Origin of the sequence: Actinomadura graeca, assembly GCF_019175365.1 — a bacterium.
GTDB lineage: Bacteria > Actinomycetota > Actinomycetes > Streptosporangiales > Streptosporangiaceae > Spirillospora > Spirillospora graeca.
This window is the reverse complement of the sequence record NZ_CP059572.1, coordinates 4777329-4791978: the sequence shown is the minus strand read 5'-3', so window position 1 is coordinate 4791978 and position 14650 is coordinate 4777329. Positions and strand designations below refer to the sequence as shown.

Here is a 14650-nt window from a genome sequence, read left to right as displayed (position 1 = left end):
TCTCGGACGGTCGAATACTCGCGGGTGTACCTTTGTGACCGTGAGAAGGGAGACGAAGGCCCCGTACCTGCGTCAGGGGAACAGGGTCGCGCTCCGCCGGGTGACGGCCACCGACCAGGGCGAATTCATCGCGGGTGTCAAGGCGAGCCGGGCCCTGCACCGTCCCTGGATCGTGGTCCCCGGCACGCCGGGCGAGTTCCGCACGTACCTGACCCGGTTCGATCAGACCGTGGCGGATGGCTTTGTCCTTTGCCTCCGCCAGAGCGGGGAAATGGTCGGTTTCGTTAATCTCAACGAGATCGTCCGGCACCCCTACCATCGCGGGGTGATCGGGTACGGGGCGTTCGCGTCCACCGCCGGGCTGGGTTACATGACCGAGGGCGTCGGATTGCTCCTGGACTATGCGTTCGGAGAATTGCGGCTGCATCGGGTCGAGGCCGACATCCAGCCCGGTAACATCGCCTCATTGAATCTGGTCAAGCGGCTGAATTTCCGCAATGAGGGCTATTCGCCGGACTTCATCTGTATCGATGGCACGTGGATGGACCACGAGCGGTGGGCCATCACGAGTGGGACCACGCAGTTCCCCCGTCCGTGAGCGGCGGGCCGCCTACCTCACGGGCTCCTCGGCCCTCACGGGCTCCTCGGCGCGGTCGGTTTCGTCGGTACGGTCGGTCCCGTCGGTACGGTCGGTCCCGTCGGCGCGGTCCGTCAGGACGGCGCGGAACGTGTGGCGGTACGTCGAGGGCGGCACACCGATCGTGGCGACCAGGTGCTGCCGGAGGGAGGCGGACGTGCCGAAGCCCGACTCGTCCGCGATGCGGTCCACCGGCAGGTCGGTGGTCTCCAGCAGGCGGCGTGCCAGCTCGACGCGCTGCTGGGTGAGCCACTGGCCGGGTGTCATGCCCACCTCGTCCCGGAATCTCCGGGAGAACGTCCGGACGCTCATGCGGGCGTGACCGGCCAGCTCGGTGAGCGAGAGGGGCCGGTGCAGGCGCGCGAGCGCCCATTCGCGGGTCGCGGACGTCGTGGCCGCGGACGGCCCGGGGACGGGACGCTCGATGAACTGGGCCTGCCCGCCCTCGCGCCACGGGGGGACGACACAGCGGCGCGCGACCCGGTTGGCGGCCTCGCTGCCGTGGTCGCGGCGGACGATGTGCATGCACAGGTCGATGCCGGCGGCGACCCCGGCCGAGGTGAGGACGTCGCCGTCGTCCACGAACAGGACGTCCGGATCGACTTTGACCTTGGGGTACATCCGCTGGAAGCGGGCCGCCTGGTTCCAGTGGGTGGTCGCCGGGCGGCCGTCCAGCAGGCCGGCGGCGGCCAGGGCGTAGGAGGCGGTGCAGATCGAGACGATGCGGGCCCCCGGGCGGAGGCGGGCGAGGGCGGCGGCGAGGGGCGGCGGGTACCAGTCCATCTCGTCCTCGGGGCCATGGCCGAACGGCGGGATGACCAGGGTGTCGGCGGTGCCGACCACCTCGGCGCCGTGGTGGACGGCAATGGAGAAGTCGGCCTTGGCCCGGACGGGCCCGTCGTCGAGTCCGCAGGTCAGGACCTCGTAGAGAGGTTCTCCGGACGCGGATTCGGCGGATCCGAAGATCCGGATCGGGATGCTCAGCTCGAACGGGTACACGCCTTCGAGGGCCAGGACCACGACGCGGTGCATGGCCGGATTCTTCCATGGATCGGCGATCTGGCCACCCCTAAACACCCTTCCGAATCCGTCGGAACGTGCGAAGCTTGTTCCGATGCACGTGCATCTGCACGTGCCACCTCTAGTCCGAGGAGGGGCGTTTGAGAGACGGGGGGCCGGCCGCCCACGTCCGGGGGCCGACGGTCAGGCGCATGCTGCTGGGTGCGAGGCTGCGCCGGCTCCGCGAGCGCAAGGGGGTCTCCCGCGAGGACGCGGGGTACGCCATCCGCGGCAGCCACTCCAAGATCAGCCGCATGGAGCTGGGACGTACCGCGATCAAGGAACGGGACGTGGCGGACCTGCTCGTCCTGTACGGGGTCACCGACGACGCGGAGCGCGGAGCGCTGCTCCGCCTCGCCCGGGAGGCCAACGCGCGCGGGTGGTGGCATCGCTACAGCGACGTGATCCCGTCCTGGGCCCATCCCTATCTGGACCTGGAGGAGGCCGCCGGTTCCATCCGCACCTACGATCCCTGCCAGATCCCCGACCTGTTGCAGACCGAGGAGTACGCGCGCGCGAGCCTCACGATCCGCGACCAGATCCGGGGCGGGACGGCGCGGTCGGAGACCGAGCGCAGGGTCGCCCTCCGGCTCATGCGCCAGCGGCTGTTCGCCCGCTCCCCGCGCCGGACGCTCACGGCGATCGTGGACGAGGCGGCCCTGCTGCGCTTCGTCGGCGGGAAGACCCTCATGCGCGCACAGGTGGAGCATCTGATGCGGGTGGACGAGTCCGCCCCGGTCGAGCTGAAGATCGTCCCCGCGGGCCGGACGTCCATCGTCTCGGCCGGGCGCCCGTTCACGGTGCTGCGCTTCCACCAGCGCACCCTCCCGGACGTCGTCTACATCGAACTGCTCACCTCCGCGCTCTATCTCGACAAACCCGCCGACATGGAGGTCTTCGCACGGACGTGGCGGCGGCTCGAGGGCGAGGCGCTGCCACCGGCCGCGAGCCGGACCCTGCTCGCGGACCTCTTACGAAGGCTCTGACCCGCCGCCGCTCGGAGGCGCGCGCGTCCCCCGCCTCCGGGCGGCGCGCGTCCCTCCGCGGACCCTTCACCACGCGGATTTGCAGTGCGGTACTAATCTCGAATAGAAGGCGTCCGTATACCGCCGCAACCCTCGGGCGGCTCCCCTGTGGACGCCGCGTCGTTCTCGCGTCCCGAGGTCGGGTAGATCCCTGGACCAGCAGGTCAGAACAGTAGAGCAACGCGGAATGAATCATTCCGTTCTGCCGTGGTGAGGGCACCGCCGTTATCAGGGGTGGGGTAAGCCCTACGGGTCCCCTAGGGGGAAGTTTCCACCACGGATGGGGGTTTTCCCCGATGGCGATGAGTCCCGCCTGCCGTCAGAGTCGTAGATAGCAAGAAGGGGGAATGAGGACCCCTCCGCAGGAAGAAGGCACACGATGTCGAACACGCTGAGCCTCGCCTCGATGAGCAACTCCGACCTGGCCCAGGTCCTGTTCAGCTCCGGGCTGCAGGCTTCCGACCACCCGTCCCCCGAGCAGGTCCGCACCGCCATCTACGCCTGCCTCTGCGCCTGCGACGGGGATCGCTCCATCTGCGCCGCGCTGGTCGCCCAGGAGGCCGGTGACCACCCCGAGTCCTACGCCGCGAGGATGCGCTGGGCTCTCAGCACCGTGTCCGCGGCGTACGCGGCGGCGGCCTGAGCGCCGGCCGCCCCGTCCACCCGACAGGCCACGAGCACGCCACGGAAGACTCCACGGGAAGGGAAGATCCGATGCGTTCACCGTTCACCGACCGGCGCGAGGACATCGTCCCCCGCACGCTCCGCGACCTGATCGCCGCCGAGGCGGCGCAGGCACCGGACGAGCAGCGCCGCCGCCGACCACGCAAGACCATGAACGCGCGGCGCGTCACCTAGCCGCACGCCCGGTCCCGCGCCGCGGGATCAGTGCTTCTTCTTGGTCTTCTTGCTCTTCTTGTGCCCGCTGCCCGACTCCCATTCGTAGCCGGGCGTGTTGTTCTTGCAGAAACGGTCGCTGACCTTCGTATCGGTGGCGTCGTGCTCGCACCAGCGCTTCTCCGAGCATCCGGTGAGGCCGAGCCCGGCGACCAGGACGGCCGCGGCGAGCAGGGTGGAACGGGTCTTCGACATCGAACTGCCTCTTTCTTGGGCTGGGGGTTCACGGCCCCGGCCGAGGGTAACGCAGGTTCCGACGTGCGCATCGCGGTGCCGTTCCCCTCGTGCATGCCCTGCGGCCGCCACTGCGCGGCACGGCGGACGCGCCTGCCCGCGAACTATGCTGGCGGCGTGAGCGACGTGGTGGCGGACGGGCCGGGCGGCCCGCCGGACGACGGGATCCGTGAATACCGCATCGGCGAGCTCGCGCGTGCCGCCGGCGTCCCGGTGCGGACGCTGCGTTACTACCAGGAGCGCAAGCTGCTGCCGCCGCCGCGCCGTTCGGGCCGCGTCGGCCTCTACTCCGACGAGCACCTGGCGCGCCTCCGCATGATCGGCGGCCTGCTGGAGCGCGGCCACACCCTGGAGGGCATCCGGGAGCTGCTGGCGGCGTGGGAGCAGGGCCGCGACATCGGGACCGTGCTCGGCGTCGCGCAGGCGGTGACGACGCCGTGGTCCCACGAGGTCCCGGTGACCATGTCGCGGGACGAGCTGGAGGCGCTGTTCCCGGACGAGGACGGGACCGGCGCGCTGGAGCGGGCCGCCGCGCTCGGCGTCATCGAGGTGGACGGCGACCGCGTCACCCATTGGAGCCGCCGCCAGCTCGACGCGACCGCCACGCTCGTCCGCGCCGGGGTCCCGCTGGACGCGGTGCTGTCGGTCGGGCGGGACCTCCAGCGCAGCATGGACGACCTGGCCGCCGTGTTCGTCCGGCTGATCGCGACCCACGTCGTCGGGCGCGTCGGCGACCAGGACCTCGGCGAGCTGACCGGGACCCTCGCGCGGCTGCGCCCCGGCGCCCAGGTCACGGTCGAGGCCGGGTTCGCGCGGGCGATGGACCGGCAGGTCCGCGCGGCGATCGACGAGTTCCTCGGGCGGCTGGCCGCATCCTGACGGTCCCGTACCGTGTCCGTCCCGGGGGGCGGCCTTGAGAGATCATCGGACCGTTGCCGGTCATGGCCGCGACTTCCCGCCCGGTGGTCGTTACCGTGGCGGGCGTGACAGGACTCCGCTCCCGCCCCCTGTTCATCGCCCTCGCCGCCGGTGCCCTCGCCGCCATGATGACGCACGCGGCCGGCGTCCAGGCATCGCCCGAGTCCGCCGGGCCGTGCGCCTCGTCCGGGGAGCCCGGCATCGCGAAGAAGCTCGGCGCTCGGATCCAGGCCGCACTGTCCGGACGCACCGGGACGGAGTCGGTCGCCGTGTACGACCGCAAGCGCGGCATCCGCTGCGCTGTGGCGGACGGCGGACGCTACGACTCGGCGAGCGTGGTCAAGGCCACCATCCTGGGCGCGCTGCTGCGCCAGGCCGCCGACGAGGGACGGCCGCTGACCGCGTCGGAGAAGTCCCTGGCCACCAAGATGATCGCGCGGTCGGACAACGGCGCCGCGTCCGCGCTGTGGCGCTCGGTGGGCCGCGCCCGCCTGGGCCGGTTCCTGGCGGGGGCCGACATGACGCAGACCACGCTCGGCCCGTCCGGCTACTGGGGGCTGACGCAGATCACCGCGAGGGACCAGCTCCGGCTGCTCGGCCGCTTCACCGCGTCGAACACGCTGCTGTCCGACGAGGCCCGCGCGTACGCCCTGAGGCTGATGAACGGCGTCGTCGCGTCCCAGCGCTGGGGCACCCCGGCGGGGCGCCCGGCGGGCGTCACGTGGCATGTGAAGAACGGCTGGCTGCCACGCCAGGGGCGCTCCTGGCGCGTCCACAGCATCGGCGCGTTCGACGGCGGCGGCGCGGACTACATGATCGTGGTCCTGACCCGGGACACGCCGTCGATGGCCTACGGCGTCGAGACGATCGAGCGCGTCGCCCGCGCCGTCCACCGCGACCTCAACCCGGGCATGCGGCCGACGGCGCCGGAGAGCACGCCGAGCGACGCGTGGGAGATGTCGGACGGCTCGGTCCCGCCCGGCCGCTGAGTCCGCCCGCGGCGCCGCGGGAGCGGGATACTGAGGGCATGGTCGACGAAGAGCGCTGGAAGGCGCGGTTCCGTGCCGCCCGGATGAGCCTGCCCCGCTGGGCACGTGACGCCCCGCACCACAGCATCTACCGGTCCAACGTCACCGGGACGTGGGAGATCTACACCTGGGACCGGGAGTCCGGGGAGCGGAGGCAGGTCACCGAACGGCCCAACGGGACGTGGATGGGCGGCGTCGACCCGTCCGGCGAGTGGGTGTGGTGGTTCGCCGACACCGACGGCGACGAGTTCGGCGTCTGGAGGCGCGTCGCGTTCGGCGCGGCCGAGGGCACCGAGAGCGTTCCGGCGGTGCCGGGGCTGGAGCCGTCGTACCCGTCCGGGCTGGCGCTCGGCGCGAGCGGCCTCGCCGCCGTCGGGCGGACGACCGACGGCGGGACCACGGTGCACCTGTGCCGGCCCGGCGCGGAGCCCGAGGTGCTCTACCACCACGCCGAGGACGCGCACGTGGCCGGGCTCTCCCGGGACGAGGCGCTGATCGCGATCGGGCACAGCGAGCACGGCGACAGCCGCCACATGGCGCTGCGCGTCGTCCGCCCGGACGGCACGGCGGTCGCGGACCTGTGGGACGGACCGGGCAAGGGCGTCTACGGGGCCGGGTTCGCGCCGGTGCACGGCGACACGCGGCTGCTCGTCGGGCACGAGCGTCGCGGCAAGGAGGAGCTGCTGATCTGGGATCCGGTCGCGGGCACGGAACGGGAGGTCGTCCTGGACCTGCCCGGCGAGATCGGCGCGAGCTGGTACCCCGACGGGTCCGCGCTGCTGGTCTCCCACTCGCACGAGGCGCGGGACGAGCTGTACCGGTACGACCTCGGCACCGGCGCCCTCCTGCCGATCGAGACGCCCCGCGGCGTGATCGGCGGCGCGGACGTGCGCCCGGACGGCACGGTCGAGTTCTCCTGGTCGTCGGCCGCGGAACCGCCGGTGATCCGGTCGACCTCCGGGGAGATCGTGATGACGCCCCCCGGCCCGGCGGCGCCGCCGTCGGTGCCGGTCGTGGACGCGTGGGTGGACGGTCCGGGCGGCCGGATCCACGCGCTGGTCAGCAGGCCGGGCGGGGAGGGCCCGCACCCGACGGTGTTCGACGTCCACGGCGGCCCGACCGCGCAGGACGACGACTCGTTCGCGCCGGCGGTCGCGGCGTGGGTGGACCACGGGTTCGCGGTCGTGCGGGTCAACTACCGGGGTTCGACGGGTTACGGCTCGGTGTGGCGCGACGCCATCGAGGGCCGCGTCGGGCTGACCGAGCTGGAGGACGTCAAGGCCGTCCGCGACTGGGCGGTGTCCTCGGGGCTGGCGGACCCGGAACGGCTCGTCCTGACCGGCGGGTCCTGGGGAGGGTTCCTCACCCTGCTCGGCATCGGCACGCAGCCGGACGACTGGACGGTCGCGGTCGCGGCCGTGCCCGTCGCGGACTACGTCGCCGCCTACGAGGACGAGATGGAGGGTCTCCAGGCGTTCGACCGGTCCCTGTTCGGCGGGTCGCCGGACGAGGTCCCGGACCGCTACCGCGAGTCGTCCCCGATCACCTACGTGTCGCGGGTCAGGGCGCCGGTGCTGATCCTGGCCGGGGAGAACGACCCGCGATGCCCGATCCGCCAGATCGACAACTACCTGGCGCGGCTGGACGAGCTGGGCCTGCCGCACGAGGTGTACCGGTACGACGCCGGGCACGGCTCGCTCGTGGTCGAGGAGAGGATCACCCAGATGGCGGCCGAGATCGACTTCGCCCGGAAGCATCTGCGTATGTCCTGACTGGGACGGGACGTCGCGGCGCGGCCCGCCCCGGGTTTACAAGATCGGAGGGGCGGGCATTCCTCCGAACGGCCGCTAGTGAGCAGGAACCGGTCCGGGACGACCGGTGGCCCCCCGGCGCCGCCGTCCGAGGCGGCGGCGCGCTCGAACCGTCGCTCTCCGCGCCGGAGAGCCGAACCGGGGGGACCGGATGCCGCTCCGTACCACCGCCATGCCCGGACGGGCCGGCACGCCACCGCCGGACGCGACGACCACGACACGACGGCGCGCACCGGCCGCGACCACCACGACGGCCGCGACGCAGCCGCACGGCGCCCCGGCGGGCCGTCCACCGGTCCGCCTGACGGCGCTGGCGGCGGGCCTCGCCGTCGCGACCGCCGTGTTCTTCATCTGCACGCCCTCCGCGTCCGCGGCACCCCGCACGGGAACGGCGCCGGCGCTCGGGCGGGACGGGCGGACGATCCCGCCGCGCTCGGACGTCCCGGAGATGCCCGCGTCGCCGCGGCTGGAGCAGCAGTTCGCGAAGTACGCGCTGCGCGGGAGCGGCATCGGCTGGCGCTCCACCGGCCACTGCTCCGAGCGGACGAAGCCGACCTGCACGTCCTTCGAGGGGCTCCGGTGGAGTTCGCTCAAGGGGCTGCTGGACTTCGCCGAGGAGAGCGGCTGCGAGATCACCGTCACCGGGGGCACCGAGGACGGCCACGCGGGAGGGCAGTACAGCCACGGGAACGGGTACAAGCTCGACATCGCGACGGGCGGCTGCGTCGACCGCGCGATCACGCGCTACCGGTTCGCGGGGGTTCGGGGCGACGGCGCGAAGCTGTACCAGGCGCCGTCAGGCGCGCTGTTCGCCCGTGAAAAGGACCATTGGGACATCCTGTTCCGCTGAGCCCGGCGCCCGGCGCCCGGGGCCCGCTCAGGCGCGGACGTCGCGGATGACGTCGACGAGCTCCCGCGTCACCGACTTGAAGCCGGGGATGCGCGACATCGACACCATGCGGTTGACCAGCGGGACCGTCCGCTCGACGAGCAGGTAGGTCTTGCGGCAGCCCGGGGAGTTATCGTGCACCCAGTACAGGACGATTCCCATCGAGTACAGCCACAGCAGCTCCGGCAGCTCCTTGCGGAACTCCTTGTCGATCTTGAGGCTGGAGCCGTCGACGACCTCGCGGTAGATCTGGACGGCGGAGTTGCGGGACGGGCCGGACTCGGAGCTGAACGGGTTGAGCGGGCTGGTCGGCTCGGCGGCGAACTTGAAGAACTTCCCGGCGAACTCGTGGTAGGGCACCATCGTGTCCACCCTGGCCTTCAGCACGCCCAGCAGGCGGGGCGCGAAGTCCTTCTCGGCGGCGAGGACGGCGCGGCAGGCGGCGGCGTGCTCCTCCTGGAGCTCGTCGTAGTACGCCTGGATCAGCTCTTCCTTGGACCCGAAGTAGTAGTAGGCGTTGCCGACCGAGACGCCCGCCTCCTTGGCGATGGCCCGCATGGTCGTCGCCTCGTACCCGCGCTCGCGGAACAGCTTCAGCGCGGTCACGACGATCAGGGCGCGCGTCTGCTCGGACTTCACGGCCTTCGTCTCGGTCACGCCTGCCAGCCTAAAGCCCGCCGGGCCCGGTTGCTCCCGCCGGGAACCGCGCCCTCACCGGACGTGACCGCCGTGTCCGGAACGGCGGTCAAGGCGTGAGCTCCGCGGCGATCAGCTCGGCGACCTGGACGGTGTTGAGCGCCGCGCCCTTGCGGAGGTTGTCGCCGCAGAGGAACAGGTCGAGCGCCCGGGGGTCGTCCAGCGAGCGCCGGACCCGCCCGGCCCAGGTCGGGTCGGTCCCGACGACGTCGGCGGGCGTCGGGAACTCGTGCAGCTCGGGATTGTCGCAGAGGACGACGCCGGGCGACCCGGCCAGGATCGCCTGCGCTTCCCGCTGCTCCACGCGCTCCCGGAACACCGCGTGGACCGACAGGGAGTGCGCCTTCACCACCGGGACGCGGACGCACGTCGCCGACACCCGCAGGTCGGGGGCGCCGAGCACCTTGCGCACCTCGTCGCGGATCTTGAGCTCCTCCGAGCTCCAGCCGCCCTCCGCCGGGGAGCCCGCCCACGGCACGACGTTCATCGCGAGCGGCGCCGGGAACGGTCCCAGCTCGCCGACGGCACCGCGGACGTCGCCCGCGCGGTTGCCGAGCGCCCGGTCGCCGCCCACCTTCTCCATCTGCGCGTACAGGGTGTCGATGCCGTCCTGGCCCGCCCCCGACGCGGCCTGGTAGGACGAGACGACCAGCTCCCGCAGCCCGTACCGGCGGTGCAGCGCGCCCAGCGCGACGATCATCGCCAGCGTGGTGCAGCCGGGGCTCGCGACGATGCCGCGCGGACGGTCGCGCACCCGGTCGGGGTTCACCTCGGGGACGACGAGCGGCACGTCCGGGGCCATCCGGAACGCGTTCGAGTCGTCCGCCACCACGGCGCCGCGCGCGGCCGCGACCGGAGCCCACGCGGCGGACACCTCGTCCGGGACGACGAACATCGCGATCGCGGCGCCGTCGAAGACCTCCGGCGCGAGGGCGACCACCTCGGCGGGCTCGCCGCGCACGGACAGCCTCCGCCCCGCCGAGCCGGGCGAGGAGACCAGGCGGATCTCCCCGTACACGTTCCGGCGGGTGGACAACAGGTCGAGGATCACGCCGCCGACGGCTCCGGTGGCGCCGACGACTGCGAGGGTGGGCCTGCCCGCCCGCCCGTCCCTTGTTCTGGCGGTGCCCGGCCCGGTAGTCGAGCCCATGGTCGCACCCACCCTCTCGTCATCGAGTCGCGTCCGCCCGTCCACACACCTGAACTCCTGCCGGACGCGGCCGGTTCCCACGCGGCAACCGTGGCACCGCTCCGCCGTGCGGTCTGCGTCATGCGGCTCACTCCCGGCGGACTGCCGACCGCCCGGCGCTGACCGGCGCTTTTACACCATTCGTGGGTTTTTGCCCTGAATCAAGGGCGCCGCCACGCTACGGTCCCATGGAGATCAGCGACCGATCGCCCCCGCCCGGGCGCGCGGAAAGGGACAACGATGACCGCCGTGGACGTGGACAGGACCGCGGGCTCCGGCCCCGCGGCCCCGCCATCGCCTATGCCGCCGGTGTCGGCACCCTCGCCTCCGGTGCCCCCGCCGCCCCCGCCCCTCCCGCCGGAGCCGGTCTCTCCGGCGATGCGGCCGCTGACGTGGTCCCAGCGGATCCTCGCCGCGGTGGGCGGCGTGTTCTTCGCCGGTCTCGCCGGGCTCGGCGGCTACGGCTCCTTCGCCTCCGTCCGGGACGTCGCCGAGCCCTGGTTCGGCGGCCAGGCGTGGATCGTCCCGGCCGGGGTGGACCTCGGCATCCTCGCCCTCGTCTCGGTGGCCCTGCTCCTGGAATGGCTGGCCATGCCGATGCCGGCGCTGCGGTGGATGGCGATGGCCTTCACCGGCGCGACCGTGTGGCTGAACGTGTCGGCCGCCGACGGCGACCCGGCCGGTGTCGTGATGCACGCCGCGATGCCGGTGCTGTTCGTGACGTTCGTCGAGGCCGTCCGGCACGCGATCCGCCGCCGCGCGGGGATTGCCGCCGGGATCGTCCGCGAGGGCATCCCGATCGCGCGCTGGCTCCTGGCCCCGTTCTCGACGTTCTGCCTGTGGAGGCGGATGGTGCTGTGGCAGATCACGTCCTACCCGCGCGCACTCGTCGCCGAGCAGCGCCGCCGCCACGCGCTGGCCCTGCTGCGCGACCGCTACGGCCGCACCTGGAAACGCCAGGCCCCAGCGGACGTGGTGTGGATGCTGTCCGACGGCGTCATGCTGGACCAGGCCCTGGCCCGCGTCACCGAGATCATGACACCCCCGCCGCCCCCCGCGCCAAGCCACCCTCCCGATCCCCGCCCGGCGCAGCCCACCCCCCACCCCGTCCCAGAAGACAAGCCGCCCCCGGCCCCCCAGAGCGGACCGAGACCCCCCGCCCAAGCCCCCAGCGGCCGCCAGACGGCACCGCCCCCCACCCGCGCCTCAGCCCTGACCACGACAACGGCGGGGACGGAAGCGCGCGCACAGATCATCCTGGCCGCGGAACCGGGCATCACCGGCGCCGAGCTGGGCAGACGTTTGCAGCTCAGCCCCCGCCAGGGCCAGCGCCTACTGAACCGCCTGACCCGCCCAACCCCCTGAAGAGGCCCGAAGCCAGGTAGCGAAGACACCAGCCACCCCGGGACTCGGCGCCAGCCGCGGCGGACGCGGAAGACGGGTGCACAAACGACCTCAAGTGGCACGCGAGCGCGATACCAGCCCGCGTGAGGCAAAGCCGAAGGCGAGCCTCACGCGGGCTGATCGCGAAGCGATGACGCGCTCGCCCCAAGCACGGTCGAGCGGGCGAGCCGCCAGGCGAGCCCGCTCGGGCCGGGATTGGAATAAATTCAGCGGCCGGTGCCGCCGTAGACGACGGCTTCGACCTGGTCGGCGTCGAGGTCGAAGGCGCGGTGCGCTGCGGCGACGGCGGTGTCGATGTCGTCCTGGGCGACGACCACCGAGATCCGGATCTCCGAGGTGGAGATCATCTCGATGTTCACGCCGGCGTCGGCGATGGCGGCGAAGAACGTCGCGGTGACGCCGGGGTGCGAGCGCATGCCCGCGCCGATCAGCGACACCTTGCCGATCCGGTCGTCGTAGCGCAGCGATTCGAAGCCGATGCGCTCCTGGAGCTTGTTGAGGGCCGTGAGGGCGCTCTGCCCGTCGCTGGCGGGCAGGGTGAAGGAGATGTCGGTGCGCCCGGTGGACGCCGCCGACACGTTCTGCACGATCATGTCGATGTTGATCTCGGCCTCGGACAGCACCGTGAAGATCGTTGCGGCCTCACCGACCTTGTCGGGCACCCCCACGACGGTGATCTTGGCCTCGCTCCGGTCGTGCGCGACGCCGGAGATGATCGCCTGCTCCATGTCGTGCCCTTCGATGTCGCTGCTGTCGACGACCCACGTGCCTTCCTTCTGGCTGAACGAGGACCGCACGTGGATGGGGATGTTGTAGCGGCGCGCGTACTCCACGCAGCGCAGGTGCAGGATCTTGGCGCCGCTCGCCGCCATCTCCAGCATCTCCTCGTAGGAGATCTTCGGGAGCTTGCGGGCCTGGGAGACGATGCGGGGGTCGGCGGTGAAGACGCCGTCCACGTCGGAGTAGATCTCGCAGACGTCGCCGTCGAGCGCGGCGGCGAGCGCCACGGCGGTGGTGTCGGAGCCGCCGCGCCCGAGGGTGGTGATGTCCTTGGTCCCCTGGGAGACGCCCTGGAAGCCGGCGACGATGCAGATTGAGCCCTCGTCCAGCGCCGTGCGGATGCGTCCGGGCGTGACGTCGATGATCTTGGCCCGGCCGTGCGAGCCGTCGGTGATGACACCGGCCTGGGAGCCGGTGAACGAGCGGGCCTCGTGACCGAGGTTCGCGATGGCCATCGCCAGCAGCGCCATCGAGATCCGCTCGCCGGCGGTGAGCAGCATGTCCAGCTCGCGGCCCGGCGGCAGGGGGCTGACCTGCTTGGCCATGTCGATGAGATCATCCGTCGTGTCGCCCATGGCGGAGACCACGACGACCACGTCGTTGCCCGCCTTCTTCGTTGCGACGATGCGCTGGGCGACCCGCTTGACGCATTCGGCGTCGGCGACGGAGGAGCCACCGTACTTCTGCACGACTAGGGCCACGGGTGGGCGCTCCTCGGATCGGGGTCAGGCGTATCGGTCGCCGAGTCTACCGAGGCGCCGGAACCGGGTCACAGGCAGGTAACTCTTCAGAGCCGGGCAGCTCCTCACAGGAGGGGCGGACCCTGCTCGATGCGGCGGAGGACGGGCGCGAGCCTGTCCTTGCCGAGGCCGTTGGCGGGCTGCCGCTCGTCCCACCATGTGGCTCCGGCGTCGGCCAGCGACGCCAGCAGGTCGGGACCGTCGGACGGGCGGCTGACACCGCCGACCACGATGTCGAAGCCGTCGCGGCCGTCGCGTTGCCCGGTCACGAAGTCGGTCAGCTCGCGGACCTCGCCGGGGGACGGCGGGCGCCGGCCCGACTCGTGGCCGAACAGGGGGACGGCGCCGTCCCAGCGGGCCGCCCGGCGCATCGGCGCCTTGTTCGGCCAGTACCCGGCGACCCAGACCGGCGGCCGCGGGTGCTGCACCGTGGGGGGCAGCAACGCGACGTCGTCGACCTGGTAGTGGCTCCCCTTGTGGGTCACCGGCTCGCCGGTCCAGTAGCGGGCGAGGAGGTCGAGCCCCTCGTCGAGGCGCTCGGCGAGGACGACGTTGTCGGTCGGCTCCCCGAAGGAGCCGTACTCGTCCTCGACGGGGCCTCCGAGACCGGCGCCGAAGATTACGCGCCCGCCGCTGATCGCGTCGAGCGTGGCGACCTGCCGGGCGAGCTGCTGGGGCCGCCGCCGGGCGACCGGCGTGACGAGTGTGCCGAGTTTGATCCGCTTCGTCGCGAGCGCCGCCGCGGTCAGGAGCATCCAGGGATCGCCGAAGGCCCTGCGCTGGCTTTTGACGTGCACGACGTGGTCCCACACGAACAGCGCGTCCCAGCCCGTCCGCTCCGCGGCCTCGGCCACGGCCGCGACGGTCTTGGCGTCGGCGAAGTCCCCGAAGTTCGGGATGTTGATCGAAAACCTCACCCTGCCATGCTGCGCCGCCCGGCCGGGAAGGGCAATCGGATCTCACAAGGAGAGGGGATATCGAGGGTCAGAATTCACCTACCCGCGGGTTGCCCTCCGCTGTGTCTCGTGGGAAGAACCGGTGGCGGCGCCGGGCACCGTGCCGGAGGCCCGTGCCGCCACCCGTGACAGGGACGACTGTTCTGTCCGAAAAATGCGATCACGACCGTCCCGAATCTCTCGGGAGTTTCACTTGCGGACGCCTGAACAACGCGCTTCCAAAACCGTGTGATCGATCTTTCATGGTCCCGTTCCATGGAACGGACCATCACGATAAAATAGACCATACACCGATCTGTAACCCCCTCCACGGCACCTTGCGCGGGCGTCCGGACCTCTGACGACGCCGCGGGGTAATTCCAGGATCACTCCCGTCACGTCCGCCGC

The 14650-nt window shown here is 72.0% G+C and carries 15 protein-coding genes; 9 read left to right on the top strand and 6 right to left on the bottom strand.

The genetic code is table 11. From position 1 onward, the window contains the following. The first annotated feature begins 40 nt into the window (after positions 1 to 40). The gene (locus tag AGRA3207_RS21295; protein WP_231328801.1) at positions 41 to 598 is read left to right on the top strand and encodes a GNAT family N-acetyltransferase; all 558 of its coding nucleotides are present in this window, start codon (positions 41 to 43) and stop codon (positions 596 to 598) included. A gap of 12 nt (positions 599 to 610) precedes the next feature. On the opposite strand, the gene AGRA3207_RS21290 is transcribed toward AGRA3207_RS21295, so the two are convergent. Continuing rightward, positions 611 to 1669: a GlxA family transcriptional regulator gene (locus tag AGRA3207_RS21290; RefSeq protein ID WP_231328800.1), complete on the bottom strand. Its 1059-nt coding sequence runs from the start codon at positions 1667 to 1669 to the stop codon at positions 611 to 613. Positions 1670 to 1848: 179 nt separating this feature from the next. On the opposite strand from AGRA3207_RS21290, the gene AGRA3207_RS21285 reads away from it, so the two are divergent. The 3 genes from AGRA3207_RS21285 to AGRA3207_RS21275 all read left to right on the top strand — a co-directional run bounded on the left by AGRA3207_RS21285 (position 1849) and on the right by AGRA3207_RS21275 (position 3579). Continuing rightward, positions 1849 to 2682: a DUF5753 domain-containing protein gene (locus tag AGRA3207_RS21285; RefSeq protein ID WP_231328799.1), complete on the top strand. Its 834-nt coding sequence runs from the start codon at positions 1849 to 1851 to the stop codon at positions 2680 to 2682. A 418-nt stretch (positions 2683 to 3100) separates the two neighbouring features. Beyond that, on the top strand, positions 3101 to 3364 hold the full coding sequence (locus AGRA3207_RS21280) for a hypothetical protein (RefSeq protein WP_231328798.1): 264 nt from the start codon (positions 3101 to 3103) through the stop codon (positions 3362 to 3364). Positions 3365 to 3435: 71 nt separating this feature from the next. After that, entirely contained in the window at positions 3436 to 3579 is a 144-nt protein-coding gene (locus tag AGRA3207_RS21275; RefSeq protein WP_231328797.1) for a hypothetical protein, read from the top strand. Positions 3580 to 3606: 27 nt separating this feature from the next. Here the strand turns inward: AGRA3207_RS21275 and AGRA3207_RS21270 are convergent, their stop codons facing one another. Then, on the bottom strand, positions 3607 to 3813 hold the full coding sequence (locus tag AGRA3207_RS21270; RefSeq protein ID WP_231328796.1) for a hypothetical protein: 207 nt from the start codon (positions 3811 to 3813) through the stop codon (positions 3607 to 3609). A gap of 156 nt (positions 3814 to 3969) precedes the next feature. Here AGRA3207_RS21270 and AGRA3207_RS21265 point away from each other — a divergent pair, with 156 nt between their 5' ends. From AGRA3207_RS21265 to AGRA3207_RS21250, 4 genes are all read left to right on the top strand, one after another. Beyond that, positions 3970 to 4731, top strand: a complete 762-nt coding sequence (locus AGRA3207_RS21265; RefSeq protein WP_231328795.1) for a MerR family transcriptional regulator — start codon at positions 3970 to 3972, stop codon at positions 4729 to 4731. 104 nt (positions 4732 to 4835) lie between these two features. Then, a complete protein-coding gene (locus AGRA3207_RS21260) occupies positions 4836 to 5759 on the top strand; it encodes a serine hydrolase (RefSeq protein ID WP_231328794.1) in 924 nt (307 codons plus the stop codon). Between the two features lie 38 nt (positions 5760 to 5797). Next, entirely contained in the window at positions 5798 to 7570 is a 1773-nt protein-coding gene (locus tag AGRA3207_RS21255; protein WP_231328793.1) for a S9 family peptidase, read from the top strand. Between the two features lie 190 nt (positions 7571 to 7760). Next, positions 7761 to 8459, top strand: coding sequence for a hypothetical protein (locus tag AGRA3207_RS21250; RefSeq protein ID WP_231328792.1), 699 nt, complete (start codon positions 7761 to 7763; stop codon positions 8457 to 8459). Between the two features lie 27 nt (positions 8460 to 8486). Here AGRA3207_RS21250 and AGRA3207_RS21245 read toward each other — a convergent pair whose 3' ends face one another. Next, positions 8487 to 9155 (bottom strand): TetR/AcrR family transcriptional regulator, encoded by a 669-nt coding sequence (locus AGRA3207_RS21245; protein WP_231328791.1) that lies wholly within the window; start codon positions 9153 to 9155, stop codon positions 8487 to 8489. 88 nt (positions 9156 to 9243) lie between these two features. Further along, the gene (locus AGRA3207_RS21240) at positions 9244 to 10344 is read right to left on the bottom strand and encodes an aspartate-semialdehyde dehydrogenase (RefSeq protein ID WP_231328790.1); all 1101 of its coding nucleotides are present in this window, start codon (positions 10342 to 10344) and stop codon (positions 9244 to 9246) included. A 417-nt stretch (positions 10345 to 10761) separates the two neighbouring features. Here AGRA3207_RS21240 and AGRA3207_RS21235 point away from each other — a divergent pair, with 417 nt between their 5' ends. Further along, complete coding sequence (locus tag AGRA3207_RS21235; RefSeq protein ID WP_231328789.1) at positions 10762 to 11748, top strand: DUF2637 domain-containing protein; 987 nt, start codon at positions 10762 to 10764, stop codon at positions 11746 to 11748. Between the two features lie 245 nt (positions 11749 to 11993). Here the strand turns inward: AGRA3207_RS21235 and AGRA3207_RS21230 are convergent, their stop codons facing one another. Then, positions 11994 to 13268 carry an aspartate kinase gene (locus tag AGRA3207_RS21230; protein WP_231328788.1) on the bottom strand — a complete coding sequence of 425 codons (1275 nt, stop codon included), beginning with the start codon at positions 13266 to 13268 and terminating at the stop codon, positions 11994 to 11996. Between the two features lie 104 nt (positions 13269 to 13372). Continuing rightward, positions 13373 to 14224 carry an LLM class flavin-dependent oxidoreductase gene (locus tag AGRA3207_RS21225; RefSeq protein WP_231328787.1) on the bottom strand — a complete coding sequence of 284 codons (852 nt, stop codon included), beginning with the start codon at positions 14222 to 14224 and terminating at the stop codon, positions 13373 to 13375. Positions 14225 to 14650 lie beyond the last annotated feature (426 nt).